General features: G+C 33.2%; 27 protein-coding genes. 6 read left to right on the forward strand and 21 right to left on the reverse strand.

Translation table 11 applies throughout. The features are described from left to right. Positions 1 to 68: 68 nt before the first annotated feature. The 4 genes from GB234_RS13095 to GB234_RS13110 all read right to left on the reverse strand — a co-directional run bounded on the left by GB234_RS13095 (position 69) and on the right by GB234_RS13110 (position 3,753). Positions 69 to 1,607: a cryptochrome/photolyase family protein gene (locus GB234_RS13095; protein ID WP_151895029.1), complete on the reverse strand. Its 1,539-nt coding sequence runs from the start codon at positions 1,605 to 1,607 to the stop codon at positions 69 to 71. 93 nt (positions 1,608 to 1,700) lie between these two features. Next, a complete protein-coding gene (locus GB234_RS13100; RefSeq protein WP_151895030.1) occupies positions 1,701 to 2,987 on the reverse strand; it encodes a DASH family cryptochrome in 1,287 nt (428 codons plus the stop codon). Beyond that, positions 2,965 to 3,126, reverse strand: coding sequence for a DUF2256 domain-containing protein (locus tag GB234_RS13105; protein WP_151895031.1), 162 nt, complete (start codon positions 3,124 to 3,126; stop codon positions 2,965 to 2,967). The genes GB234_RS13100 and GB234_RS13105 overlap by 23 nt, the downstream gene beginning before the upstream one ends. Positions 3,127 to 3,135: 9 nt before the next feature. After that, positions 3,136 to 3,753 (reverse strand): flavin reductase family protein, encoded by a 618-nt coding sequence (locus GB234_RS13110; RefSeq protein WP_151895032.1) that lies wholly within the window; start codon positions 3,751 to 3,753, stop codon positions 3,136 to 3,138. 182 nt (positions 3,754 to 3,935) lie between these two features. Here GB234_RS13110 and GB234_RS13115 point away from each other — a divergent pair, with 182 nt between their 5' ends. Further along, positions 3,936 to 4,733, forward strand: a complete 798-nt coding sequence (locus tag GB234_RS13115) for a class I SAM-dependent methyltransferase (RefSeq protein WP_151895033.1) — start codon at positions 3,936 to 3,938, stop codon at positions 4,731 to 4,733. Between the two features lie 52 nt (positions 4,734 to 4,785). On the opposite strand, the gene msrA is transcribed toward GB234_RS13115, so the two are convergent. The 3 genes from msrA to GB234_RS13130 form a co-directional block, all read right to left on the reverse strand. Continuing rightward, the gene (gene msrA / locus GB234_RS13120; RefSeq protein ID WP_151895034.1) at positions 4,786 to 5,469 is read right to left on the reverse strand and encodes a peptide-methionine (S)-S-oxide reductase MsrA; all 684 of its coding nucleotides are present in this window, start codon (positions 5,467 to 5,469) and stop codon (positions 4,786 to 4,788) included. Positions 5,470 to 5,625: 156 nt separating this feature from the next. After that, complete coding sequence (locus tag GB234_RS13125) at positions 5,626 to 6,405, reverse strand: zinc ribbon domain-containing protein (RefSeq protein WP_151895035.1); 780 nt, start codon at positions 6,403 to 6,405, stop codon at positions 5,626 to 5,628. A gap of 3 nt (positions 6,406 to 6,408) precedes the next feature. Then, on the reverse strand, positions 6,409 to 7,503 hold the full coding sequence (locus GB234_RS13130) for a Nif3-like dinuclear metal center hexameric protein (RefSeq protein WP_151895036.1): 1,095 nt from the start codon (positions 7,501 to 7,503) through the stop codon (positions 6,409 to 6,411). A 170-nt stretch (positions 7,504 to 7,673) separates the two neighbouring features. Between GB234_RS13130 and lpxK the strand changes: the two genes are divergently transcribed. After that, positions 7,674 to 8,687 (forward strand): tetraacyldisaccharide 4'-kinase, encoded by a 1,014-nt coding sequence (lpxK, locus tag GB234_RS13135; protein WP_151895037.1) that lies wholly within the window; start codon positions 7,674 to 7,676, stop codon positions 8,685 to 8,687. On the opposite strand, the gene GB234_RS13140 is transcribed toward lpxK, so the two are convergent. From GB234_RS13140 to GB234_RS13165, 6 genes are all read right to left on the reverse strand, one after another. Then, entirely contained in the window at positions 8,684 to 10,930 is a 2,247-nt protein-coding gene (locus GB234_RS13140) for a response regulator (protein ID WP_235906140.1), read from the reverse strand. The two genes, lpxK and GB234_RS13140, sit on opposite strands and share 4 nt — an antisense overlap. 35 nt (positions 10,931 to 10,965) lie before the next feature. Continuing rightward, on the reverse strand, positions 10,966 to 11,964 hold the full coding sequence (gene gap / locus GB234_RS13145; protein WP_151895038.1) for a type I glyceraldehyde-3-phosphate dehydrogenase: 999 nt from the start codon (positions 11,962 to 11,964) through the stop codon (positions 10,966 to 10,968). 4 nt (positions 11,965 to 11,968) lie between these two features. Then, positions 11,969 to 12,841 carry a lipoyl synthase gene (lipA, locus tag GB234_RS13150; protein ID WP_151895039.1) on the reverse strand — a complete coding sequence of 291 codons (873 nt, stop codon included), beginning with the start codon at positions 12,839 to 12,841 and terminating at the stop codon, positions 11,969 to 11,971. Positions 12,842 to 12,956: 115 nt separating this feature from the next. Then, positions 12,957 to 13,520: an RNA polymerase sigma factor gene (locus tag GB234_RS13155; RefSeq protein WP_371863338.1), complete on the reverse strand. Its 564-nt coding sequence runs from the start codon at positions 13,518 to 13,520 to the stop codon at positions 12,957 to 12,959. Beyond that, positions 13,511 to 14,614, reverse strand: a complete 1,104-nt coding sequence (locus GB234_RS13160; RefSeq protein ID WP_151895040.1) for a glycosyltransferase — start codon at positions 14,612 to 14,614, stop codon at positions 13,511 to 13,513. The genes GB234_RS13155 and GB234_RS13160 overlap by 10 nt, the downstream gene beginning before the upstream one ends. 25 nt (positions 14,615 to 14,639) lie before the next feature. After that, entirely contained in the window at positions 14,640 to 14,843 is a 204-nt protein-coding gene (locus tag GB234_RS13165) for a membrane or secreted protein (RefSeq protein ID WP_151895041.1), read from the reverse strand. Between the two features lie 94 nt (positions 14,844 to 14,937). Here GB234_RS13165 and GB234_RS13170 point away from each other — a divergent pair, with 94 nt between their 5' ends. Then, positions 14,938 to 15,543: a fasciclin domain-containing protein gene (locus GB234_RS13170; protein WP_151895042.1), complete on the forward strand. Its 606-nt coding sequence runs from the start codon at positions 14,938 to 14,940 to the stop codon at positions 15,541 to 15,543. A gap of 22 nt (positions 15,544 to 15,565) precedes the next feature. Here GB234_RS13170 and GB234_RS13175 read toward each other — a convergent pair whose 3' ends face one another. The 5 genes from GB234_RS13175 to GB234_RS13195 all read right to left on the reverse strand — a co-directional run bounded on the left by GB234_RS13175 (position 15,566) and on the right by GB234_RS13195 (position 19,843). Next, positions 15,566 to 16,042, reverse strand: a complete 477-nt coding sequence (locus GB234_RS13175) for a YybH family protein (RefSeq protein WP_172966891.1) — start codon at positions 16,040 to 16,042, stop codon at positions 15,566 to 15,568. A gap of 159 nt (positions 16,043 to 16,201) precedes the next feature. Continuing rightward, the gene (locus GB234_RS13180) at positions 16,202 to 17,296 is read right to left on the reverse strand and encodes a glycoside hydrolase family 3 N-terminal domain-containing protein (protein ID WP_151895044.1); all 1,095 of its coding nucleotides are present in this window, start codon (positions 17,294 to 17,296) and stop codon (positions 16,202 to 16,204) included. Positions 17,297 to 17,359: 63 nt separating this feature from the next. After that, a complete protein-coding gene (locus GB234_RS13185) occupies positions 17,360 to 17,758 on the reverse strand; it encodes a hypothetical protein (protein ID WP_151895045.1) in 399 nt (132 codons plus the stop codon). An 18-nt stretch (positions 17,759 to 17,776) separates the two neighbouring features. Continuing rightward, on the reverse strand, positions 17,777 to 18,448 hold the full coding sequence (locus GB234_RS13190) for a hypothetical protein (RefSeq protein WP_151895046.1): 672 nt from the start codon (positions 18,446 to 18,448) through the stop codon (positions 17,777 to 17,779). Between the two features lie 84 nt (positions 18,449 to 18,532). Next, positions 18,533 to 19,843 (reverse strand): metal-dependent hydrolase family protein, encoded by a 1,311-nt coding sequence (locus tag GB234_RS13195; RefSeq protein ID WP_151895047.1) that lies wholly within the window; start codon positions 19,841 to 19,843, stop codon positions 18,533 to 18,535. A gap of 220 nt (positions 19,844 to 20,063) precedes the next feature. Here GB234_RS13195 and ffh point away from each other — a divergent pair, with 220 nt between their 5' ends. Then, on the forward strand, positions 20,064 to 21,392 hold the full coding sequence (ffh, locus tag GB234_RS13200) for a signal recognition particle protein (RefSeq protein WP_151895048.1): 1,329 nt from the start codon (positions 20,064 to 20,066) through the stop codon (positions 21,390 to 21,392). An 83-nt stretch (positions 21,393 to 21,475) separates the two neighbouring features. Further along, positions 21,476 to 22,360, forward strand: coding sequence for a bifunctional 5,10-methylenetetrahydrofolate dehydrogenase/5,10-methenyltetrahydrofolate cyclohydrolase (locus GB234_RS13205; protein WP_151895049.1), 885 nt, complete (start codon positions 21,476 to 21,478; stop codon positions 22,358 to 22,360). A gap of 135 nt (positions 22,361 to 22,495) precedes the next feature. Here GB234_RS13205 and GB234_RS15365 read toward each other — a convergent pair whose 3' ends face one another. Continuing rightward, positions 22,496 to 22,654 (reverse strand): MotA/TolQ/ExbB proton channel family protein, encoded by a 159-nt coding sequence (locus tag GB234_RS15365; protein ID WP_151895082.1) that lies wholly within the window; start codon positions 22,652 to 22,654, stop codon positions 22,496 to 22,498. Positions 22,655 to 22,675: 21 nt separating this feature from the next. On the opposite strand from GB234_RS15365, the gene GB234_RS13215 reads away from it, so the two are divergent. Then, positions 22,676 to 23,050, forward strand: coding sequence for a LytR/AlgR family response regulator transcription factor (locus GB234_RS13215; protein ID WP_172966892.1), 375 nt, complete (start codon positions 22,676 to 22,678; stop codon positions 23,048 to 23,050). On the opposite strand, the gene GB234_RS13220 is transcribed toward GB234_RS13215, so the two are convergent. Together GB234_RS13220 and GB234_RS13225 are read right to left on the reverse strand one after the other, a co-directional pair. Beyond that, positions 23,040 to 23,498, reverse strand: a complete 459-nt coding sequence (locus GB234_RS13220; RefSeq protein WP_151895051.1) for a YkvA family protein — start codon at positions 23,496 to 23,498, stop codon at positions 23,040 to 23,042. The two genes, GB234_RS13215 and GB234_RS13220, sit on opposite strands and share 11 nt — an antisense overlap. Before the next feature lie 108 nt (positions 23,499 to 23,606). Beyond that, positions 23,607 to 24,083 carry a thiol-disulfide oxidoreductase DCC family protein gene (locus tag GB234_RS13225; protein ID WP_151895052.1) on the reverse strand — a complete coding sequence of 159 codons (477 nt, stop codon included), beginning with the start codon at positions 24,081 to 24,083 and terminating at the stop codon, positions 23,607 to 23,609. Positions 24,084 to 24,091: the final 8 nt, after the last annotated feature.

Consider the following 24,091-nt stretch of genomic DNA (forward strand, 5'->3'; position numbering starts at 1 on the left):
GTGCGTTTTGAGTTATTTGATATTTTTTATTTGTGTTTTATAGAAAAGTTTTTAAAAAAAACGGATATCTAAAAATGGTCTGGATTCTCAATAATTTTTGCTGCCCTTTCCTTTAATGCTAAAATATCATTGGTTGATTTTTTATTGAGCATATTCATCATCATCGCCATTCTATTATTTGTTTTAAAAAATTTGCGTTTATCGTCTAAGAAATTCCAGTAAAGACTATTAAATGGGCAAGCGTTATCTTCAGTTTTTAATTTTACATTATAAAAACACTTACCACAATAGTTACTCATTTTATTAATGTAGCTACCACTAGAAACATAAGGTTTAGTTGCAACGATGCCCCCATCTGCAAATTGAGACATGCCACGGGTATTTGTGATTTCAACCCATTCAATAGCATCTATATAGATGCCTAAGTACCACTCATCTACTTCGTCTGGATTAATTTGTGCTAATAAGGCAAAATTACCTGTGATCATCAATCGTTGAATATGATGAGCGTATGCTTTGTCTAGACTTTGTTTAATAGCATGATGAAGACAATTCATTTTAGTGTCTGCTGACCAATAAAAATTAGGTAATTTATTAAAATTTTCAAGTTTGTTTAATAATGCATATCCTGGCATTTTCATCCAATATATTCCACGCATATACTCACGCCAACCTAATATTTGACGAATAAAACCCTCTACTTGTGAAATGTCAATGATATTTTTATGATTTCTCCAATATGTTATGACAGTCTCTATTACCTCTTTAGGATGAAGCATTTTACTATTCATTGCAAAACTTAATCTTGAATGAAATAAATAGGCATGCTCTGTATAAAGAGCATCTTGATAATCACCAAAATGTTCTAATAGATTTTCACAAAAGTAATTAAGAGCAGAAAGGCAGTCATCCCTATTTGTGGGCCAATCAAACTGTGTAGGATTAATTGTTCCTATTGTCTTTATACCGGATTTCTCGATTTCTAAAACTGTTTTCTTTACCTCATTTGTAAAAACAAGTGGTGATGGGATAGGGTGTTTGCCTTTATATTTGTTGCGATTGCTATGGTCAAAGTTCCATTTTCCACCTTCTGGATCTTTATGAGTGATCATTAAAATGTCGTGCTTTTTACGCATATCACGGTAAAAGTATTCCATTGTAAGTTGCTTCTTACCTTTAAAAAAACTTGCAACATTTGTTCTTGTAGTTAGAAAATGTTCTGTGTCAACAGCTGAAATTACAACTTCATTTGATTGATTCTTAAAAATACTTAGCTGTTTGTCAAGTCTATATTCATCAGGCAATTGATATTCAAAGTGTGTGAAGTTATGTTTTTCAATGAGCGATTTAATGTTTTTTATTAAATCTTGTTTGTTTTCTTTTGAATTAATACTAAAGTATATAACAGAATGCCCTTCAGATTCTAACCAATTTGCGAAGTTTTGCATACTCTCAAAGAATGCAACTACCTTTTGAATATGATGGGTTGTATAATCTGTTTCTTGGCGCATTTCGGCCATAAAATAAATTACATTATCAATAGGATCATTATACCATGAATGTTGCTGGTTGAGTTGATCTCCTAGGATGAGTCGTAGTGTTTTCATTAATGCGTTCTATCTTTAAAGTTCATCACAGGGTTTAAAAAAATATCTTTATTAATTGTATTGAAATAGCTATAAGTTCTAAATGGTTTCTCTCTACAGCCATAAATTTATATAGGCTCCATTTGCATCATACATATTTGTTTGACGCTCAATATTAAACTTTCTATCTCTCGGGTCATTTCCCACGCCAGCATTGTATATCCAATTACCCCAGTTACTGTGTACATCATAGTCAATTAGCATGCTTTCAAAATAGCTTGCGCCCACTCGCCAATCTTGAGCCTGTTCTTTTGCCCAAAAACTCGCAACATTTTGTCTTCCTCTATTACTCATCCATCCAGAGGTAGCGATTTCTTTCATATTTGCGTTTATAAATGGATAACGTGTTTCTCCATTAATCCACTGAAGTTTTTTTTCTTCGGAAATATGCCAGTTATAGGTCTTTTTTAAAATTCCGTCGATTTTAAAAATAGCATCACCGTGTTTTAGAGAAATATATTTAAAGAAATCTCTCCAAATCAATTCGAAAATCATCCAATAAGTGTCTTTATTTTTTTTAATTTCTTTTTCAAATTTTTTAATTTCCCAATAAATGAACCTTGCGGAAATACTCCCGTTTGCTAACCAAGCCGAAAACTTTGAACTATAATCAACACCTATCAATCCATTGCGCGTTTGCTTGTAAGTTGCTATGTTTTGAGAATCCCAGATGTATTCTTTAACCCTTGCCATACCTGTTTTTTCTCCACCTTTAAAAGGGAACGCTGTTCGATTATCTTTTTTAAAATCTTGAAAACCGAGTTTTTTTAGATTAGGAATTTTTGTTTTATTCACGATAACTAATTCAGTGTTTTGTTTTTTTAAGCTAATTCCTAACCCTCGTACTCTACAATTGTTCTCACATTTTTTTCTAAATTCCGTAAAAATTTTTGGAATTTCAATAAAATCATCATAAGGTATATCTTCTGGATGAAACAGAAATTGGTCGTATGTTTCGATTATTCTAATCTCATTAGGAATTTCATCTTTGAGATTATTAAGTACATGTACTTCTTCTGAAGTCCATTCTCTTTGACAAAAAATATTAGTAATATTTTTTTCCTCACTAATAAGTTTTGGTATTGCTATTTCAGGTTTTTCAAAGTAAACATGAAGTGCTATGTTTATGGATGTTAGATTTTTCCGAAGTTCTTCAACTGTTTCTATTAAAAATTGAGCGCGAAATACGCCTGTTTTTATAAAACCGAAAGAAGTTTGTTTAAAATGTCTTGGATCAAAACAATATATAGCTGTGACTAGTTTAGCATTCTCACAGGCTTTTTGCAATGAGGTATTATTGTTAACTCTTAAATCATTTCTAAACCAAACTAGATGATGCATATTTGTTTTTATTTCTTCTACAGCGTTCGCTACAGTATTTTACTTCGTTCCAGTTTTTCTCCCATTTTTTTCTCCAAGTAAAAGGTAAACTACAGGTTAGACAAATTTTTTTGGGAAGTTGTTGTCTTTTATGTTTCAAAATCGATCTTTATTTTTTAGGGCGTGCATATTCAAAGCGTTTTAATAATGTAGGTAATGCATATCCATCGAGTCCATTTACTGTTACAGTTTCGGCATTTTCTAGATTTAAAAATCCGTCTTCTTTGAGAATACCTTCATCAATAAAAAGGTGTTCAATACTTCCTATAATAAATAAGCATCCATTTTCTTCAATGTTATAATGATTAACGTAGTGACATCCCATTGAAATTTTGACTCCACGTACAAAGGGTGCTTTAAAATTATTTTTAAATTCGGGTTCAAATTGAGTTTTATCAAATTCTGAAATCTCTCCATCGTACTTTGCACTCGTATGGTGTGCGTCTTCAATGATGTTTTTGTTAACATGGTTTATTGTAAATACACCTGTGGTTAATAAATTATCAAAAGTATTACGAGGAACAGTTGTAGGGCGTAAAATAAAACCCAATAATGGAGGATTACTCCCTAAATGGATTATGCTACTAAAAATGCCAATGTTCATAATTCCATCATTTGATTGTGTGGCAATCAAATTTGCGCTTTTATAACCCGTACAACTATTAATAAGGTTAATGCGATACAATTTTTCTAATTTAGAAATTGAATTTAAATCAAAATGTTTCATGTGTTAAAGATAAAATTTTGTTTAAAGTATTTTCTTAAAAATTAGACAAAAATAGATTGTATTTTAGTATTGAAATATTACATTATGAAGAAAGAGTTTTTTAAATTTTAATATTCTAAGCTATTAAAATGCTTAAGCATACAGTTGAAGAATAATTTTTATATTGTAAAAAATTAGAATAAATGGATTTACATAAAGCCTTTAATATCAATAAAGATACTTGGAATAAAAAAGTGGAAGTACACGCAAATAGTGATTTTTATGCGATGGATGCTTTTAAGAATGGTGCTTCCGCTTTAAAAAGATTTGAGTTGGATGCGTTGGGCGATGTGAAAGGGAAATCTTTATTGCATTTACAGTGTCATTTTGGGCAGGATACAATGAGTTGGAGTAGGTTAGGGGCAAAGTGTACAGGTATTGATATTAGTGAAGAAGGAGTGAAACTAGCAAGAAGATTAAATAAAGAGTTGGGTCTTGATGCCAATTTTGTATGCTGTAATGTTCTTGATACATCGCAGCACATTAAAGAAGAAAAATTTGATATTGTATTTACTAGTTATGGTACAATAGGCTGGTTACCAGATTTGAAACCCTGGGCTCAAATGATTGCCGAACGTTTAAAACCAAGCGGCATTTTTTATATTGTAGAATTCCATCCCATAGCTTGGATGTTCGATTATACGGTCAATCCTCCAGTAATGAAATATGGTTATCAACAAAAAGAAGCTATTTATGAGGAGTATGAGGGAACATATGCAGATAGTGAATCAAAAATGTTAAGCAAAGAATATGGCTGGAATCATAGTCTTGGTGAAGTGATTACGTGTTTAGTAAACGCTGGACTTAAAATTGAGTATCTTAATGAATATGAAGAATCACCATATAATGTATTCCCAGATTTGATTATGAACAAAAATGGGATGTATGAATTGTCTAGTGGATTGTATCCGTTGTTGTTTGAGGTTAAGGCTGTAAAATAAAAAATCCCAACAGCTCTATAAGTGCTATTGGGATTATTTTTTTTAATTATAATTAGTGCATTGCATCTTCCTTAATCAACTCAGGAAATTTTTTCTGAAACTTCTTTAGTCTAGGGACAGATACACTTCTAATATATCCTTGATTAGGATTTAGTCTTTCATAATTTTGATGGTATGCTTCTCCAATCCAGAATTTTTCAAAAGGTAGTACTTGTGCAGCTACTTTTCCTTCACCTACTTCTTTTTCTAATGCCGTAATTTTAGTTTCAATAATTTTTTTCTGTTCATCGTTTTGATAGAAAATAATTGAACGATACTGTGATCCATTATCAGGGCCTTGACCATTAACTTGAGTAATATTTTGTGAGCCAAAGTATACATCAACTAATATTTTAAAACTAACAACATCTGGGTTATAAATAATCTCTACAGCTTCGGCATGTCCTGTTCTGCCTGTGTTACTTGACTCATAGGTTGGGTTATTTGTATGACCGCCGCTGTAACCAGAAATTGATTCTTCTACACCTTTTACACTTTCATAAATTGCCTCGACACACCAGAAACAACCACTAGCAAAGTAAGCACGCGCCATTCCTTCCTTTATGGGAACTTCGACTGGAGTAATCGTTTCTTGAGCAATGGCTTCTTTTTCTTTATTTGATTTATTTGAGGATTGGCATGCAGCAGGTATTGTTGCTATTAATATTGCCGCGAGTGCTATTGTAATTCGTTTCATGATAATTGTTTTTTTATTAAGTCGGGTTAATGTAATTAACATTTCCGAAGTGATCATAATTATTAGTTAAATCTTAAATGTAACAAATGAGACTTAATATAAACACAAAAGCCTTCACATTGTGTGAAGGCTTTGTTATAATTTGTGGAGTGGTACTTACTTTAACTTAGCAAACACTTTATCCATTTTTTCAACTTCTTCGCCTGCTAATTCTGGATCAACAAGAATACGCCCACTGTGCTCATCTGTAATAATTTTTTTACGACCAGCAATTTCCATTTGTACTTGTGGTGGAATTGTAAAGAAAGAGCCTCCAGATGCGCCTCTTTCAACAGCAACAACAGCTAAGCCATTTTTTACATTTGTACGAATGCGTTTGTAAGCTTTTACAAGACGCTCTTCAATTTGTTTCTCAAACTTTCCAGACTCTTTAAGTAATGCTTGTTCCTCTTTTTCAGTTTCGCTAAGGATTTCATTAAGTTCACTCTGCTTATGCTTTAAGTGATCTTGTCTAGCGGTAAGACGTTCTTTAGTTTGCTCAATAATTTCTTTCTTATGTGCAATTTGAACGGTGTATTCTTTGATGTGCTTTTCAGCTAATTGAATTTCTAATTCTTGAAACTCAACTTCTTTGCTCAACGCATTGTACTCACGATTGTTACGTACATTGTCTTGTTGTGCAGTATATTTTTTCATCAGTTCCTTAGAAACTTCGATGGCATTTTTCTTAGCCTTGATGTCATCTTGAATTACTTCAAGATCACTATTCAATTTTTCCATACGGGTGTTCATTCCCGCAACTTCGTCTTCAAGATCTTCTACTTCAAGAGGTAATTCCCCGCGTACGTTTTTAATCTCATCAATGCGAGAGTCAATTAGTTGTAGGTCATACAATGCACGGAGCTTCTCTTCGACTGTTAATTCTTTACTTGCCATAGGTTAAAAATAGCTAATTGGATTTGTGTTTGTTTGCGATAAAACGACTGCAAAAGTAGTTATTTTTTTGCTAAGAAACTCATACAAAAGGTCTTTTGTGTATTGCTCGCTTTCATAATGCCCAATATCTGCAAGTAATATTTTGCCTTCAGCACTAAAAAAGTCATGATATTTTAAATCTGCAGTGACATAAGCATCTGCTCCATTGGCAATTGCAGCTTTGATTGCAAAGCTGCCGCTACCACCTAATACGGCTACTTTTTTTATTTTTTTGTTGCTTATTGACGAGTGTCTCACACAATCTGTATTCATCTTTTCTTTCAATAATTTTAAAAACGCCATTTCGCTTATTTCATTTGGCAATTCTCCTATCATTCCCATTCCTAAATGTTGGTTTGTGTTTTCTAAGGTTGTCACTTCAAAAGCGACCTCTTCATAGGAGTGGGTTTGGTGTAGCGCCTTTAATACATCATGTTCGCAATGCTTCGGAAACGTAACATGTATTTGAGTTTCAGGTGCTGTTATAAGTTCGTTTTGTTTTCCTTTTACAGGGTTAGAATTTTCATCTCCTTTAAAACTTCCGAATCCTCCCGTTGTAAAACTACAATTATCATAGTTTCCAATAGTGCCAGCGCCAGCCTTAAATAGTACGTTTTTTACTAGCTCAACTTCATCATTTGGAACGTAAGTGACTAACTTTTTTATAGTTTCTTTCTTTGGAATTAAAACATTGCGATTTTTTAAACCTAAGGTTTGGCAAATCATTGCATTAACGCCTACAAAGGAGTTGTCCAGTGCGGTATGTACTGCTATTATATTAATGTCATTCTTTATCGCTTTTAAAACCACACGTTCTACATAGGTTTTCCCAGTTATTTTTTTGAGCCCGCTAAAAATTATTGGATGAAAGCTAACAATTAAATTGCAGTTTTTTTTAATGGCTTCATCAACAACAGCCTCTAGCGTGTCAAGAGTGACGAGGATTCCGTTAATTTTTGTATTTGCATCACCTACTAATAACCCTGTATTATCAAACTCTTCAGAATAAGCTAGGGGCGCTAATTCTTCAAGTTGTATCATCACTTCTTTAACTGTCATTGTTATAAAATTTGAGTAAATATAAAGATTTTAGTATTGCTGATTGGATAATTTTATAGTGTCAATTATAAATTGACAAGAAATAAATTTTTAAAGAAAGTTGTCCAAAGGGATAAAATTCACGATTCATATTTTAGACTTTTTTAAAACCTTATTGTTACTTTCGTTGAATGAAAACATTGCGAAAAATATTATTTCCATTTGCTGTCCTTTATGGTTGGATTACTCGTGCTCGTAATGTTTTTTATAATAAGGGTTGGTTTAAGTCTAAACAGTATAGGCTTCCTGTTATCTGCGTAGGCAATTTAAGTGTGGGTGGAACTGGAAAATCTCCTATGATTGAATTGTTGATTGAAATACTTAAAGAAGACTATAAGGTTGCCACATTGAGCAGAGGGTATAAACGAAAAACAAAGGGTTTTTTAGAGGTTAAAACTACTCATACCGTAGCCGAGGTAGGTGATGAGCCGCTTCAGTTTAAACAAAAATTTCCAGAAGTCACAGTTGCTGTTTGTGCTGATCGACGAACGGGGATTGAAGTATTAGAAAAAGAGGCACAAGTAATTTTGTTAGACGATGCATTTCAGCATAGAAAAGTAAAAGCGTCATTAAATATAATGCTTACTCCTTGTGATGAATTATATGTGCAGGATTTTTTATTGCCAACAGGAAATTTGAGGGAATCACGTACAGGTGCTGATAGAGCAGATATTATTGTGGTGACTAAGTGTAAAAAGAATATTGCATATGCTAAGATGCAGGAAATTAGATTTATTTTAGATATTAAAGAACATCAAAAACTCTATTTTACTACAATTGATTACGCCGATTCAATTTTTGGAATTTCCGAAGTACAGCCACTACATTATTTAATAGACAAACCATTTACATTAGTAACGGGAATTGCAAACCCAAAACCACTAGTTGATTTTTTAATTGGAGAAGGATATCAATTTGAGCATAAAAAATATCCTGATCATCATAATTTTTCTGAGGCAGAAATTAATGCTCTTAAGAAAGAACAAATTATACTTACAACCGAGAAAGATTTTATGAGGTTGAAAAGCCCCCTAGGTAAATATGCACTGTATTACTTGCCTATTAAGACTAAGGTATTAAATGGTCAAGAAAGTTTTTTTAAAGAAATGATATTCAAGAATGTAGAGGCTAACTTATTCAGTTAGTTTTGTAACTGGCGGTTTTTGAGAGAGGAATGTATTTTTTCAAAGAACTCTTCTGGCTTAAAAGGTTTAGGGATTATTTCATTAAATCCAGCTTTAAAAAATGTGTCTAGATTTTCATCAATCGTTACTGCTGTCAATGCGATAATAGGAAGTTGTTCGTCAAACAATCTTATTTTTTGAGTAGCTTCAATCCCACTTATGCCTGGCATATGAATATCCATCAAAACAATGTCAAAATTATTATTTTTAACTAGCTCAATTGCAGTCATACCATTGTCTGCAACTTGACAAATCATGTGGTTTTTCTCAAGAATTTTTTTAGTAATCATCTGGTTAATTTTATTGTCTTCAACCACGAGAACATTTTTGTCTTTAAAGAATGAATCTTCTATTTTGAGTTTTGTAATTTCGTTATTTGCTTCTATTTCATTGTCTTCAAGAGCTTCAATATCAAGGTTGAACCAGAATTTTGATCCTTTTCCTAACTGACTTTCTAGCTCTATTTTGCTGTTCATTAATTCTAAAAGATTCTTAACGATAGATAATCCAAGTCCTGTTCCACCAAATTTTCTATTAATCTGTAACGAACCTTGAGAAAACGTTTCAAATATACTTTTCTGCTTTTTCTTAGAGATACCTACACCGTTATCTTCAATTTCAAATTTAAGTTTTACAATGCGTCCTCTTTGATCAATTTTTTTAACACGCACATTTACAACACCGTTTTGAGTAAACTTAACAGAATTCCCAATTAAGTTGATTAAAATTTGGGAAAGTTTTACAGGGTCTCCTAAAAAGATTTCTGGGATAGAATCATTAAAATCAAATACTAATTTTGTTTTCTTGTCGTCTGCAGATTTTTTTAGAGCTACAAGTACATCGTTAATACGTTTTTTTAAATTAAAAGAAGTTTTCTCAACTTCAACTTTGTTAGCTTCTAGTTTGTTAAGGTCAAGAATATTGTTAATTAGTGATAGCAAATACTCTCCAGAAAATTTTAAAGAATTAAGGTGTTCCTTTTGATGCTCTTTAGGAGATTCCTCCATCAATAAATGGGTAAGACCAGTTACTGCGTAAAGAGGAGTTCGTAATTCGTGTGTAATTGTGGATAGAAATTGTGCTTTTGCAAGCGATGCTTTTTCAGCTTTTTCTTTTGCTAGTTGCAATTCTGTATTTTTATCTTGCAATAAATTATTTGCTTTCGCACGCAAATTATTATTTTTATATAAGGATAGCGTTAGCAATGATAAAATGGCAATAATAGCAATGCTCATACCATTTGTAACTTGATTAAATTTCTCAGACTTTTCTATTTCTACAAGATTTTCTTCATAATTTTCAATACGCTTATGAAGCGCTCCAACGTTTAATTCATTATTATTAGTTGCAGAGATAGAGTTGATAAAGACTAAATTAAGAGAGTCATTTTTTGTTGTGTATTTATTGAAAAAAAGTAGAGCATCATTAAATTTTTTTTCAATTATAGCTATTTCAGATTTGACTTTATAACTTTCAATTTTTAGTTTTTTATAATTAAGGCTATCGATTATAACACTGGCTTCATTAATAATGCTTTTTGCTTGATTAAGATGTTGGATGTCATTATCTTCATTATAAATTTTAATCAAAGCTTCTGCTTTGTTTACATAAGAAAATGCCTCAAAATATTTATTATTCCCATTTTTATAATCTGAAATTCCAGCATTATAATAATTTACTGCCGCCTTAGAATTTCCTTTTTTAAACTCTAATAAACCTCTTCCTATTAAAATAGGTGATTTTTCTTTTTCATCGTTAATTATTTCAAATATGGAATCTGCTTTGTCAAAATTGTCTTCTGCGACCGTAAATTTTTCAAGACGCGTATTTATTAGCCCATTAAGTACATATATGTTAGGGAGCTTTTTTATATTATTAGAAGCTAAAATAATTTTAATAGCTTTCTCATTAATAATTTGTGCAGTGTTGTAGTTTTGTAAGTAATACTGTAACATAGTGTTAGTGACCATAACATCTGCTTTCAAGTCATCATCATTAATGTTTACTACTAAGTTGTTGGCTAGATTTATATTTTTGACAGCTTCTTCAAAATCAAATCTAAAAATTGCTTCATTAGCATTTGTTTTATATTGTTTTACTAATGAAATAGAATCTTTAGTAATTGCTTGACCATAACACATAAAAATAGTGAGACACATCATTATTGAAATGATGTATTTTTTGCTATGCGAGGGCTTATTCATTAAAAAAATCAAACGTATTTAGTCGATAAATATAGTTATTTAATCGGATAACGAGTTATCAAATCAATAATTCTCGAGGAATAACCTGCTTCATTATCATACCAGCCTATAATTTTAACCATTTTTCCTATTACAGATGTCATTTGTGAATCAAAAATACATGAGTGGGGATTGCCTATAATATCAATAGATACTATAGGATCTTCGGTATATTCTATAATTCCTTTAAACGCTTTCTCCGAGGCTATTTTAAATAGATTGTTTATTTCCTCAATGGTCGTTTCATTTTTTATGTTTAATGTAATATCGCAAAGAGATCCATTAGGTACTGGAACTCTAATGCCACATCCCCCTATTGCATTTGAAAGTTCGGGAAATATTTTAGTCAATGCTTTTGCAGCTCCAGTGGTTGTGGGGACTATTGATTGTCCAGCCGCACGTGCGCGACGTAAATCTCTATGGGGTTGATCATGTAAACTTTGATCGGTAGTATATGAATGAACAGTGGTGATGTATGCTTGCTCAATGCCGCAATTATCATTAATAACCTTTAGCATAGGAGCGGCGTTATTAGTAGTGCAGGATGCATTTGAAATAATCTCATCATCCTCGTTCAGAATATTTTCATTGACCCCTAAAACAACTGTCTTTATATCTTCATCAATTGGAGGAACAGATAATATTACTTTTTTAGCTCCTGCTGAAATATGTTTTTGAAGCTCAATTCGAGTTTTAAATTTACCAGAAGCTTCTACAACGATATCAACATCGCTCCATTGTAAATTATCAAGGCTCTTTTCAGAAGTAAACCTAAAGTTTTTATTATCAATTAATAATTTACCATCTACAACTGAAATATTTTTTTTCAATACTCCATGAATGGAATCATATTTTAAAAGATGACTTAATGTTTTTACATCCGCAATGTCATTTATTGCTATTACGTCAATGGTTGGGTGGTCAAGCAAAAGTCTAAAAAGTGTTCTACCTATACGCCCAAAACCGTTTATGCCAACTCTTGTTTTAACTCCCATCTTTTTAAGTAAGGTGCTTTTGAGCTTTATAAGAAGAACGAACAAGTGCACCACTTTCAACATGACGGAACCCCATTTCAAGACCAATGGTTTCGTACTTTTTAAACTGCTCAGGTGTGATAAATTCTTTTACAGGGAGGTGTTTTTTAGACGGTTGTAAATATTGTCCAATTGTAATAATATCAAGGCCTACTTCGCGTAAGTCTTTCATTGTTTGTAAAACCTCTTCTTCGGTTTCACCAAGTCCTAGCATAATACCGCTTTTAGTGCGTTCAATGCCATTATCTTTTAAATATTTTAATACTTCAAGACTGCGCTCATATTTTGCTTGTATACGTACTTCTCGTGTTAAACGTTTTACAGTTTCCATATTATGTGAAACTACTTCGGGCTTGACCGCAATGATACGGTCTATATTGCGGGTATTTCCTTGAAAATCAGGAATAAGTGTTTCAAGAGTTGTTTCAGGATTCATACGGCGAATTGCCTTTACCGTTTCGGCCCAAATAATAGACCCCATATCTTTTATGTCGTCCCTATCAACACTCGTAACCACGGCATGTTTAATGCTCATCAATTTGATAGAACGTGCCACTTTTTCAGGTTCATCCCAGTCAACATCCTCAGGTCTTCCAGTTTTAACACCACAAAATCCGCATGAGCGTGTACATACATTTCCTAAAATCATGAATGTTGCCGTACCTTCGGTCCAGCATTCTCCCATATTAGGACAGCTTCCCGAGGTGCAAATTGTATGTAAATCATACTTTTCAACGAGTCCACGGAGCGCGGTATATTTTTTTCCAGTAGGCAATTTAACCCTTAGCCACTTAGGTTTAGGTGTTCTTTGCGTAGGTGTTGCGGTTTCTATACTCATAGACTACAAAGATAATGAATTAGTCGGTAGTTTTTTAATTGGTAGACGTTAGATTAGCATGTAGTTTTTAATATATGTTTGGCTTATAATTTTTAAAAATAAGAGGGTTAAACTATTACTTTTGAGTAATAATTTCAGCAAGGAGTTTTTTTGCTCTTAAAAGGCGCACTTTTACATTGTTTAAAGTTTCTTTAGTACTTATAGCAATTTCATCGTAGCTCATTTCTTGAAAATAGCGAAGTTGGATGACCTCTTGATACATAGGGTTTAGCATTTTTATGTAGCGAAGTAATTGTGCTAAGTTTTGCTCCGTAATTAAAATATCTTCTGGAGTGGGAGAGGCGTCTGCAATATTTTTTAACTGCTCATCACTATCTGTTGCAGTATTTGTGTAAACAGATGCATTTTTCTTGCGGGTTTTATCAATTTGTATATTTTTTGAAATAGCTATTAACCATGTGCTAAATGTAAAAGCTTCATCATAAGTATTAATCCGGTCAAAGGCTTTTGCAAAGGTTTCAATTGTAATATCTTCTGCATCAATTGGGTTACGCACACGCTTAAGTTGAAACCTGTAAACTAAGTTCCAATGTGCATCAAGTAGAAATCTGTATGCAGATTGGTTTCCTTCTTTTGCTCTTTTAAGTTGTAATGAAAGTGTGTTTTTTTCTATTTCCACTTCGTTGGTTTAGCTACGCTGTTAGAAATAAAGATAGACAATTGTGATATGAGTAACAAGAGGTCTAAAAGTATGATGAATGGAATTAGTGGCTTTTCTTTCAATTTTGCTGCGCCAAAACCTATTACTAACATTTGAAAAAGAACCTTAAATCCAACAATAATAAGCGCAATTTTCCAGAAAGGTGTAAACATATTTAAAATTACTAAGGCTATAAATAGAAGTTTAGAAAAATAGAAAAGCCCTAATAAGGTCTGGTGAGATTTTTTATAATATTTAGCAGTACTTACATGTCTGCGCTTTTGAATGCGCCATGCTTTCCAAGTCTTTTTAGGTTGTGAATATGTAAATGTTTCTGGATCAGTAACAATAACTGTGTTTTTTGAAGTAGCTACTTCATTGACAAATAAATCATCATCACCGCTAGGCACTTTTATGTGAGAAATAAAGCCATTATGCTTATAGAATAGTTGACTAGTGTATCCAATATTGCGCCCTACACCCATATATGGCATCTTACTTTTAGCATACGAAAAATATTGAATCGCAGTCATAACCGTTTCAAACCTAATAAGCGCATTTAATATTCCCGAATCTTTTTTATACCCTCCATACCCAAGTAATAATTGTTTTTCTTCTGAAAAGTATTGACTCATTTCTCTTAGCCACGATTGAGAAGAAGGACTACAATCTGCGTCTGTAAAAATAAGTTGAGTGTGAGTTGCTTTTTTTATTCCAAGTGTTAACGCGTATTTTTTACTTGCCCAAAACGCCTCATTGTTTTTAACATTGCTAATCTTTATACGAGAATCATTCTCGGCAAATGCTTCCATTACCTCCAGTGTGTTATCGTGTGAGGAATCGTTAATTAAAATGAGTTCAAAATTAGGATGATTTTGCTCAAGCCATAACGGTATGTTTTGCTTTAAATTTTCGGCTTCGTTTTTAGCGCAAACAATTAAAGAAACAGGAAGAAATGATGTTGGAATGTGTTTTTTTTCTTCGGAAATTTTAGAAAATGAAAATCCTGAAAATAGAAGGTAATATAGAATTAAAATAAAAGTAACAACACCTAAAGCGTAGAGTAGAATCATGCGATCGCGAGCCTTTTAAAAGCTTTTAAGAGTGAGCTTCTTCTTTGCAAGTGTCAAATTGATCAGGTGTTTTTCCGCAAAAACCACAAGCTTCACCGCTTTTATTTAAGAACGGACTTTGGCTTGCGCAAGTTCCAGCAAATTCACCATCTTTTTTTGCCCAAAGTTTAATTGCGATACCCGCTACTGCCAATAATAAGAGTGCTAATGTGATTAGAAAGATTCCCATAACATAAATAAATTATGCTACAAAAATACAATCTTTATTACAGATAGCATTTTAATTTGATTAATTTTAGGAGCTGTAAAAAATCTCAAAAATTATGAAATCATATTATTCTTACTTTATTATCTTTTTATTATTTCCGTTATTATTTTCGTGTAAGAATAATACTAATGAAAAGGGAACAACAGCACCTATGGATTCGGTGTCTAAAATTTCCGAAGAGAAAGATTTAAAGGAACAAAGAGAAAAAAACTTGAGCAGCTCGGTTGTTTCTAGAGCGATGATGACACCAGAGCTTTCTAAGTTTGTAAGTAGTGTAATTTCGGCAGGTCTTGTAGATTCCTTGATGCTTGGTGATAAAAAATATACGGTCTTTGCGCCATCAAACGAAGCTTTTGATACGATGAATTCAAATTTGAAAGAGACGGTTTACAATCTTGCTAATGTGACTGCGTTAAAGGAGCTTCTCAAAAATCATATTGTGTTAGGTAATCTTGACTCTATAGCACTGGTGAGTAGTATTCGAAACAATAATGGTGTTTACAAAATAAATACAATGAGTGGGGATGAATTGAGTGCTTCGCGCGACGGAATGGATATTGTTTTTACAGATGCTAATGGCAAAAAGTCAAAACTTATTAAGAGCGATATAAAAGCAGAAAACGGTGTTTTACATGTTATTGATGGTGTAATTGGAGAATAATTGTAAGTAACTTATTTGGTAATTATGATTGTTCTTTATTATCAGTAGATTTTTCAATAGAACTTGCGTGGTCTTTGATGATATACCAAGTTCCCTTTATTTTTTTTAAAGCATAACTTACCGTCATTCTATTAAAATAAGGAACGCCATTTCTCTCAGGTTCGCGATAGATAACCTCTGTTATTGCGATTCCTAAATCTTCGGAAATTTCAGAATTTAAAATTTTTGTTTCAAAAGTCCAAGTGGTAGAGGCGTCTTTAAACCATGTGTCGTGGTAATCTATAAAGCCGTCTACGCCATTTATAATTTCGGTGCTTGGAAGAATTAATTGCATGGTCCCATTAGGTGACATGGTGCTTTTTAGGGTTGTCAAGTCCTTATTTGTCACAGCGTTTAAATGGGTTTCTAAAGTTTTTAAAAAAGCTTCTTTGTTTTGTTTTTCTGAAATTTGAGAAACGGCAATACTCGAATTATTCTCTAATTTTTCATTGCAGCCCATAATTAATAGTAGGGTTGTCGATAAGAGGAAAATTGATTTAAAAAGGCAGAAGGGTGTAAAGGTGTATTTTAAAATCATCTTTTTGTAGTTAGTTTTGACTTCAAGATATGAAAAATGAGTGAGAACTTAAGTGTTTAGGTCTTGTCTAAGTAGACTCAATTATAACAATCCTAAAAATAATTTGACTCTAATTATTTTTTTAACTGATTGATAGACTTGCTTTTTATAGGCACTATCCTGTTGCATTTCTGCAAGTATTGTGTCAATAGTTTCGGTCTCATCAATGGGCATTAGCAACATATCATTACCAGCCTTTGAAGCAATAAGTGGAGCATTATCTATAATGGTTACCGCTTTCATAATATTAAGAGCGTCAGTAATAATTAGTCCTTTAAAGCCTAATTCTTCTTTTAATAATCCCGTGACAATTTTTCTTGAACAGCTTGATGGAAGTCCTTGAGTGTCATATTTTGCATTGTTTCTTATCGTAATATGTGCCATCATTATTGACAATACACCAGCATCTATTAAAGGTGGATAGACATCAACTTCTTGTAAATCCCCATCAATGTAAACGCTTTTTTTGTGAGTGTCTCCAGATACTAGTCCATGACCCGGAAAGTGTTTTGCGGTAGCAATAACGCCCTGCTCTTGGGTTGTTTGAATAAATTGTTTACTTAATGCAACGACTTTGTTTTTATCATCACCAAAACTTCTATTCTTGATAGCTTCGTTTCCAGGGCTAACATCTGCAACAGGTGCAAAATTTTGACGAAACCCAATTTCTAATAATTCTTTATTAATGATACGTGCAATTGAGTCTGATTGCGCTTCTGTTTTTATGTCAATAGTATTCATTAATGGTGCAGTACCTTTTAGCCTACCATTGTATAGGCTAGGTTCGGCATCAATAGAATAGAGGAGTGGTATTTGATTTTTTGAAACACTAATTGCATTAAGGCTATCGATTAATTTTTTGTGGTTTTCCTTTGTTCCCTTCAAAAAGACGACGCCTCCTATTTTATTTTCTTGTGCTAATTTGATGACGGTTGCTTCGGGTTTTCCCAACTCTCCTGCCGATGTTACGAGCATTTGTGCAACACGCTCAGCATCATTAAGTGAATTAAATATTTCATCAACGCGATGTTCAATTACAGGGTTGTATTTATAAAAATCTGAAAGATTTTTAGATTGTGATATTGCTTGCAAGCAGGTAGTTAGTATAATAATAAAGGTGAATAATCCTCTTTTCATGTGTTCAATTATTTTCAAATTCAAATTTCCGAAGAATGACTTTTTTAGGTGTGTCTACACTAATTATTTTTTTATCACTTTCAAAAATATAATCAAAAAGAATATACAAAAGAGTAAATCATTAATACCATAAACAGAATAAAACATGCCTGCCATTACATCTTCTTTATACACTTTTGAAATATCATTATTTAGTAGCCATTGTATCCACACATAACCATAAATTAGCTTTTCAATAGCAAATACTGCAACGAGCCAGGGGACTAGTGCATATTTTTTTGCTACGGAAATATATGCCAATCCCCATATATTTATCATTAATAAACCAAAGCTTGACATTACATTTGGGTCAAATTCAGTAATAGTATTATTGGTAAAGAGCCTAGAAAAAATAAGGACTGACATGTTCATCAGTCCCGAAATTATAAATCCTTTTTTTATGGTTGAGTGGCTTAGGGTCATATTTTTTTGACTATAATATTATTCACCCTCGTGGTTAATTTCCTCATCAGTCAACGTGCCAGAAAACTCATCCATTTCAAAATCATCTCTATTGAACCAATAATCTGAACTTATTATTTGGTATTGTGTTCCTCCTTGAGGGTTTAACTCCCAAATAATACCATCTGCAATTTTAAGCTCTTTCTCAGATTCTAATTTGTCGCTAAATAATCTTTTTAATAAGCTTCTACTTGTAAGCAACTCGCTCAAAGTTCTAAGCATAATATCTTTATCTACAGTGACTTCACCGCCAAAGGTTAAGTCAATATCAATAATCGATGCTAGTGTATTTGGAAATTTACCATTATATGCTTTGTACAATAATTGATTAATATTATACAATGTATAATGTAGTGGGATTTCAGGATACTCCTCGGCTATTTTATCTAGGAGCATTTCGTGCGCAAGATTTTCAATCTGTCCAATATTTAAATGGTCACTTAGTTTGTATTTAAGTACAATCTCAGCAGCCTCAGGTGGTTCAAAATCTGAAATTGCGAGGGAAAGCATTTCAAGCAGCTCATTATCTGCAATACTAGCAGCGTCAGCAAAGTCAAATAACTCTAATAAATTTTTATAATCTTCATTTTTCCAGTAGCCTTTAATGGAGTCAACTGTTTTAATGTTAGTTTTCTTTATTGTAAACTTCATAGTTGTTATATTTTACACTTTGCGTACAAAAATCAATCCTTTTGGGTAATGACAGTATGTGTTTATGATTAGATTAACATGAAATTACTCCTTATAAACATCTCCTTCTTTCATCACAAAAGTAATATTCTTCAATTCTGAAATGTTTTCTAGCGGGTTTCCATCTACAGCAACAATATCTGCAAACTTTCCTTTTTCAAGCGTTCCTAAACTACTTGTCATTCCAAGCAATTCTGCGGCATTAATAGTGGCAGTTTTGATGGCTTGATTTTCGTCCATTCCATATGTTACCATCAACTCAAATTCACGAGCATTTGTTCCATGTTTGCTCACACCACTATCTGTACCAAAAGCAATATTAATTTTTCCTGCTAAAGCTTTTTTAAATGAAGCTTCCACCACGGGAGCCACTTGTTTTATTTTTTCAATAATGGCTGGAGGAATATTGGGATTGACAGATAACTCCTCATAAACTGAAACTCCCGCCAATAATGTAGGCACTAAATATGCTCCCGTTTGTTGAAATAATCTAATTGACTCGTCATTTAAATACGAACCGTGTTCAATAGAATTTACACCTGCTCTTAAAGCTGCGTTTACTCCTTCGGCTTCGTGGGCATGTGCTGCTACTTTTCTGCCTAGACTTGCGGCGGCTGCTACGATTGATTTCATTTCGTCATCCGTTAATTGTTGGCCAACTCCTGCTGCGGTGTTACTTAAAACCCCACCAGTTGCTGTGATTTTAATGACATCGGCACCACTTTTTACAAGGGCGCGCACAGCACGACGACAGTCATCACTACCATCACAAATACTTACGTCTTGCCCCACCATTTCCATAATTGCATCTCTATATCCATGAAAATCTCCATGCCCACCAGTGGCAGATACTGCTCCGTTTGAAGCTAAAATACGCGGGCCGGCAATTAATTTTTTTGCAATAGCACGTTTAAGCGCGTTCATTATATGGGCATCACCTCCTAGATTACGTACGGTTGTAAAACCAGCGTCAAGAGTTCGTTTTGCATAAGGGATTGCGTCAAAAGCAGCATCGGCTTCTTCGGTTGTAGTCCAATCGTGCGGATTTGAACCTGGATCGCGCTCGCCAGTTATATGTGTGTGCATGTCAATAAAACCGGGCATTAAAAATTTATCCTTTAAGTCAATGATAGTAACATCGGGATTGTTCATTCCCAGTTGTGCTGGCTGTAAATAACCGCCTCGCATGTCAATAATTTTACCTTTTTCTATGACAATTGTTTGTTGGGTTTTTGGAGAACTCCCAGGGATATCAAGAACAGTTCCTGCATGTATAACTGTGATTGGATTTTGAGCATTTAAAGAGCTTAAGCCGAAAAGTATAACAACTAAGAGTAGTTTTTTAAAATATAACATTGGTTGTGATTTTAGAGATTTCAAGATACGGAAAATGTAAATTTGTTTTGATGACTTCCACAGTTAATATTTCCGAAGAAAAGGGAGATGTTGATAGCTAAAGACTAATGTTTAATTACTTGATGCTAAAGACTATTTTTTACTTTGAAACGCATGTGTAAATCACTATCTTTGCCACCCTCGTAGAAAACGTACGATTGATTAAAAAACTAGATAGATTATGTTCGATAATTTAAGTGATAAGTTAGATAAAGCCCTTCACGTCCTAAAAGGTCACGGGAGCATCACAGAAGTAAACGTTGCCGAAACTTTGAAAGAAGTACGCCGCGCATTACTTGATGCCGATGTGAATTTTAAAATTGCTAAAGAATTTACTAATACCGTAAAAGAAAAAGCACTAGGGCAGAATGTATTGACTACGCTACAACCTGGGCAATTAATGGTTAAACTTGTAAAGGATGAGTTGACACAGTTAATGGGTGGTGAAGCTGTAGGAATGAATCTACAAGGATCACCAAGTGTGATACTTATGTCTGGTTTACAGGGTAGTGGTAAGACGACTTTTTCTGGTAAGCTTGCTAACTTTCTTAAAACTAAAAAATCGAAGAAACCATTATTGGTTGCTTGTGATATTTACCGTCCTGCGGCGATAAACCAATTGCAAGTAGTAGGGGAGCAAATAGGTGTTGAGGTGTATGCTGAGGTTGGGAATACGGATCCAGTTGCAATTTCAAAAAACGCAATTTCACATGCAAAAGCAAATGGTCACAATGTTGTGATTGTCGATACAGCAGGTAGACTTGCCGTAGATGAAGCGATGATGACCGAGATAGCAAATGTACACAAGGCTATTACTCCAGATGAAACTCTTTTTGTAGTGGATTCAATGACGGGACAAGATGCAGTAAATACTGCAAAAGCATTTAATGACCGTCTTAATTTTGACGGTGTTATTTTAACAAAATTAGATGGTGACACAAGAGGTGGAGCTGCACTTTCAATTAGAACAGTTGTAGAAAAGCCAATCAAGTTTATAGGTACCGGTGAAAAGATGGATGCGATTGATGTGTTCTATCCATCACGTATGGCAGATCGTATTCTTGGGATGGGTGATGTTGTTTCGCTTGTAGAAAGAGCACAAGATCAGTTTGATGAAGAGGAGGCTAGAAAATTGCAGAAAAAGATTGCGAAGAACCAATTTGGTTTTGACGATTTTATGAAGCAGATTCAGCAAGTAAAGAAGATGGGTAGTATGAAAGACCTTGTGGGGATGATTCCTGGCGCAGGTAAAGCTTTGAAAGATGTTGATATTGATGATGATGCTTTTAAAGGCATAGAAGCAATTATTAATTCTATGACATTAGAAGAACGTACGCAACCAGCCGTAATAAACGGAAGCCGTAAAAAAAGAATTGCAAAAGGTAGTGGGACTTCTGTGCAGGAAGTAAATCAATTACTTAAGCAATTTGACCAAATGAGCAAAATGATGAAGATGATGCAAGGTGGCGGAGGTCGTAAGATGATGCAAATGATGGGTAAGATGAGGTAGTCATATTGACTATTTTAAATTGATGATTGTTGATTTTTGAATAATAATAAACATTTTTAACGCATAACTTTTAACCCTAAACCATGACAATTCTCGACGGAAAAAAAGTTTCTAACGATATTAAAAACGAAATCAAAGCCGAAGTCGATAAGATGAAAGCAAATGGTGAAAAAGTACCACATCTTGCCGCAGTAATTGTAGGTGATGATGGTGCAAGTTTAACTTATGTAGGTAGTAAAGTACGTTCTTGTGAGCGTGTAGGATTTGAATCTACAATGGTGCGTATGAGGCATACAACCAGCGAAATTGAATTACTTGATAAAATCCATGAGTTGAATGAAAATGATGACATTGATGGTTTTATCATTCAATTACCATTGCCTCCACAAATTAATACACAGCGTGTATTAATGGCAGTGGACCCTAGTAAAGATGTTGATGGATTTCATCCAGAAAATTTTGGTCGTATGGCACTAGATATGTCAACATTTATTCCAGCAACGCCTTTTGGGATATTAGAATTGTTAGAGCGTTATGATGTAAGTACAAAAGGTAAACATACCGTAGTTATTGGTCGTAGCCATATCGTGGGACGTCCCATGAGTATATTGATGAGTCGTAAAGGCTGGCCAGGAAATAGTACTGTTACACTCACTCACAGTAATACTAAGAATATTACTCAAATTACCAGTCAGGCAGATATAATTATTTCAGCATTAGGAGTGCCTAATTTTCTTAAAGCAGAAATGGTAAAAGACGATGTAGTGATTATTGATGTAGGAATTACAAGAGTTGAAGATGAAACAAAGCCAAAAGGTTATGCTATCGTTGGTGATGTTGATTTTGAAAATGTCAGCAAAAAAGCAAGTTTTATTACTCCCGTTCCAGGAGGTGTAGGCCCTATGACCATTGCAATGTTGTTAAAAAACACGTTGTTAGCAAGAGAACAAAGAGCAGCACGAAAGTAGCACGCATCCTTTTCAAATATTAATAATCCCGTTTTGGAAATTCCAAGATGGGATTTTTTTTTGATTCTTTGGAAATGGGAAGGGTGCGATATTTTTTGCTTTATTAAACATTTAATAGTTAAATGTCTTTGAATATCACTCCTCAGATTTTAAGGTTAATAATACTGCAAATAAACGCCCCATAACCATTGCTACAAGTCCAAATAGTGTAGTGATTAATGCTATTTTCAATCCACTTGCAATAATAAGATTTGATGTGTTTCCAATTTCTTCAATTGCATCAAAAGCAGAAATTAACCTATTTCGCTTGAAAGGTTGCTTAAGTCTATTTCTAGACTAGATGCAAGTATAGATTGTACACTGCCAATTGAAACAGCTAATTTTTCCTTTTTTAAATGTGATAGGAAATTAGTTAAAGTTGATTTTGAAACTATTAAGTTTATTGAAAGTTGTGGGGATTATATAAAACTATATCTTGAGGATAAAGTTGTTATAACTCGTGAGACTATGAAAGACATTATGAAAAAACTCCCACAAAAAATTTTTGTGAGAGTGCATCGTTCTTTTATAATTTCGATTGATAAAATGGAAAGTTTTACAAACGAGGAAATTATAATAGATAAAAAATCTATTCCTATTAGCCGCACTTATAAAAGTGCATTAATGAAAAAACTTAATATTACAAATTAGTTTGTTCAATTTTCCAATCAAGATATTTATGAATATCACTTTCAATCCAGCCAATACCTATTGAAAAAATTGCTAAATCATCTAAATAGCCTATACCTGGAATAAAATCTGGGACTAAATCCATAGGGTTTAATACATATAATAATGACATTACAATAGTGGCTATTGTGAACCAAGGAACATTTGTATATGCACCACGTTTTATATCTTTTACCATCCCAAACATTATTTTTCCAATTTCGAGATACTTGGTAAGTGAGTTCACTCCAGATAATTTTTTTTCTACCGCTTCTTCATTATCTAATAAAACCTCAATATCATCATCATCAATTTTTACTACTTCATCTTCAAAAGTATCATTCACTTTGTCTTCGAAAAAAGATTTGTTTTCTGAGGTAGGGTTAGCTTTTTCTTGGCTTGTATTCTTATTTTTTTTATTGAAAAACATAGTCTTAGGTGTTTGAAATAAAGGTACAATTTGGATAGCAAAATTTATTTAAAATTTTGTTATTTTTTAATAGCTTCTGTTATTTTACTGAAAATTAAAGCTGACTATTTATGCGGAAATGAGGAATATAAATACAATGATAATTAATAGATAAAGTATCCAATAGGGTTTAAAAGATTTTGGATTACTGCCAAAAAATGCTTTACTCAATTTAAACATAAAGCTTCGGTTTTTAGCTATAGTATTATACCCAAAATCACTAAGCCATGTAAACCATTTGTATTTATGATACCAATTATGTAAATGACTTTTCCCATTCTTAAAACTTAAAGTTTTATAAGCAGAGTCCGGACCACTGTAAATAAAACCATCAGTATCAATAAATCTAGATGCTTTTTTAAACTCTTTTAGCGGTATATCTTTAAATTTATGAGCGATTTGTTGATACGGAATATAATTGATAGAAATTCCGGTATGTAACTTCCATCGTATTACCCAGTATTTGCAAAAACCACAATCGCCGTCCCAAACTAAAACTGGTTTTTCAAAAGGAGGATACAAGGTTTTTTGAAATTTGGTGAACATCGCTACAA

Origin of the sequence: Patiriisocius marinistellae (assembly GCF_009014635.1) — a bacterium.
Classification (GTDB): domain Bacteria; phylum Bacteroidota; class Bacteroidia; order Flavobacteriales; family Flavobacteriaceae; genus Patiriisocius; species Patiriisocius marinistellae.

Excerpts from the sequence above, each read along its gene's own strand:
- GB234_RS13095 (WP_151895029.1), bottom strand. The coding sequence starts at position 1,607 with ATGAAAACACTACGACTCATCCTAGGAGATCAACTCAACCAGCAACAT.
- GB234_RS13100 (WP_151895030.1), bottom strand. The coding sequence starts at position 2,987 with ATGCATCATCTAGTTTGGTTTAGAAATGATTTAAGAGTTAACAATAAT.
- GB234_RS13110 (WP_151895032.1), bottom strand. The coding sequence starts at position 3,753 with ATGAAACATTTTGATTTAAATTCAATTTCTAAATTAGAAAAATTGTAT.
- GB234_RS13115 (WP_151895033.1), top strand. The coding sequence starts at position 3,936 with ATGGATTTACATAAAGCCTTTAATATCAATAAAGATACTTGGAATAAA.
- msrA (WP_151895034.1), bottom strand. The coding sequence starts at position 5,469 with ATGAAACGAATTACAATAGCACTCGCGGCAATATTAATAGCAACAATA.
- GB234_RS13125 (WP_151895035.1), bottom strand. The coding sequence starts at position 6,405 with ATGGCAAGTAAAGAATTAACAGTCGAAGAGAAGCTCCGTGCATTGTAT.
- GB234_RS13130 (WP_151895036.1), bottom strand. The coding sequence starts at position 7,503 with ATGACAGTTAAAGAAGTGATGATACAACTTGAAGAATTAGCGCCCCTA.
- lpxK (WP_151895037.1), top strand. The coding sequence starts at position 7,674 with ATGAAAACATTGCGAAAAATATTATTTCCATTTGCTGTCCTTTATGGT.
- GB234_RS13140 (WP_235906140.1), bottom strand. The coding sequence starts at position 10,930 with ATGAATAAGCCCTCGCATAGCAAAAAATACATCATTTCAATAATGATG.
- gap (WP_151895038.1), bottom strand. The coding sequence starts at position 11,964 with ATGGGAGTTAAAACAAGAGTTGGCATAAACGGTTTTGGGCGTATAGGT.
- lipA (WP_151895039.1), bottom strand. The coding sequence starts at position 12,841 with ATGAGTATAGAAACCGCAACACCTACGCAAAGAACACCTAAACCTAAG.
- GB234_RS13160 (WP_151895040.1), bottom strand. The coding sequence starts at position 14,614 with ATGATTCTACTCTACGCTTTAGGTGTTGTTACTTTTATTTTAATTCTA.
- GB234_RS13165 (WP_151895041.1), bottom strand. The coding sequence starts at position 14,843 with ATGGGAATCTTTCTAATCACATTAGCACTCTTATTATTGGCAGTAGCG.
- GB234_RS13170 (WP_151895042.1), top strand. The coding sequence starts at position 14,938 with ATGAAATCATATTATTCTTACTTTATTATCTTTTTATTATTTCCGTTA.
- GB234_RS13175 (WP_172966891.1), bottom strand. The coding sequence starts at position 16,042 with ATGGGCTGCAATGAAAAATTAGAGAATAATTCGAGTATTGCCGTTTCT.
- GB234_RS13180 (WP_151895044.1), bottom strand. The coding sequence starts at position 17,296 with ATGAAAAGAGGATTATTCACCTTTATTATTATACTAACTACCTGCTTG.
- GB234_RS13185 (WP_151895045.1), bottom strand. The coding sequence starts at position 17,758 with ATGACCCTAAGCCACTCAACCATAAAAAAAGGATTTATAATTTCGGGA.
- GB234_RS13190 (WP_151895046.1), bottom strand. The coding sequence starts at position 18,448 with ATGAAGTTTACAATAAAGAAAACTAACATTAAAACAGTTGACTCCATT.
- GB234_RS13195 (WP_151895047.1), bottom strand. The coding sequence starts at position 19,843 with ATGTTATATTTTAAAAAACTACTCTTAGTTGTTATACTTTTCGGCTTA.
- ffh (WP_151895048.1), top strand. The coding sequence starts at position 20,064 with ATGTTCGATAATTTAAGTGATAAGTTAGATAAAGCCCTTCACGTCCTA.
- GB234_RS13205 (WP_151895049.1), top strand. The coding sequence starts at position 21,476 with ATGACAATTCTCGACGGAAAAAAAGTTTCTAACGATATTAAAAACGAA.
- GB234_RS13220 (WP_151895051.1), bottom strand. The coding sequence starts at position 23,498 with ATGTTTTTCAATAAAAAAAATAAGAATACAAGCCAAGAAAAAGCTAAC.
- GB234_RS13225 (WP_151895052.1), bottom strand. The coding sequence starts at position 24,083 with ATGTTCACCAAATTTCAAAAAACCTTGTATCCTCCTTTTGAAAAACCA.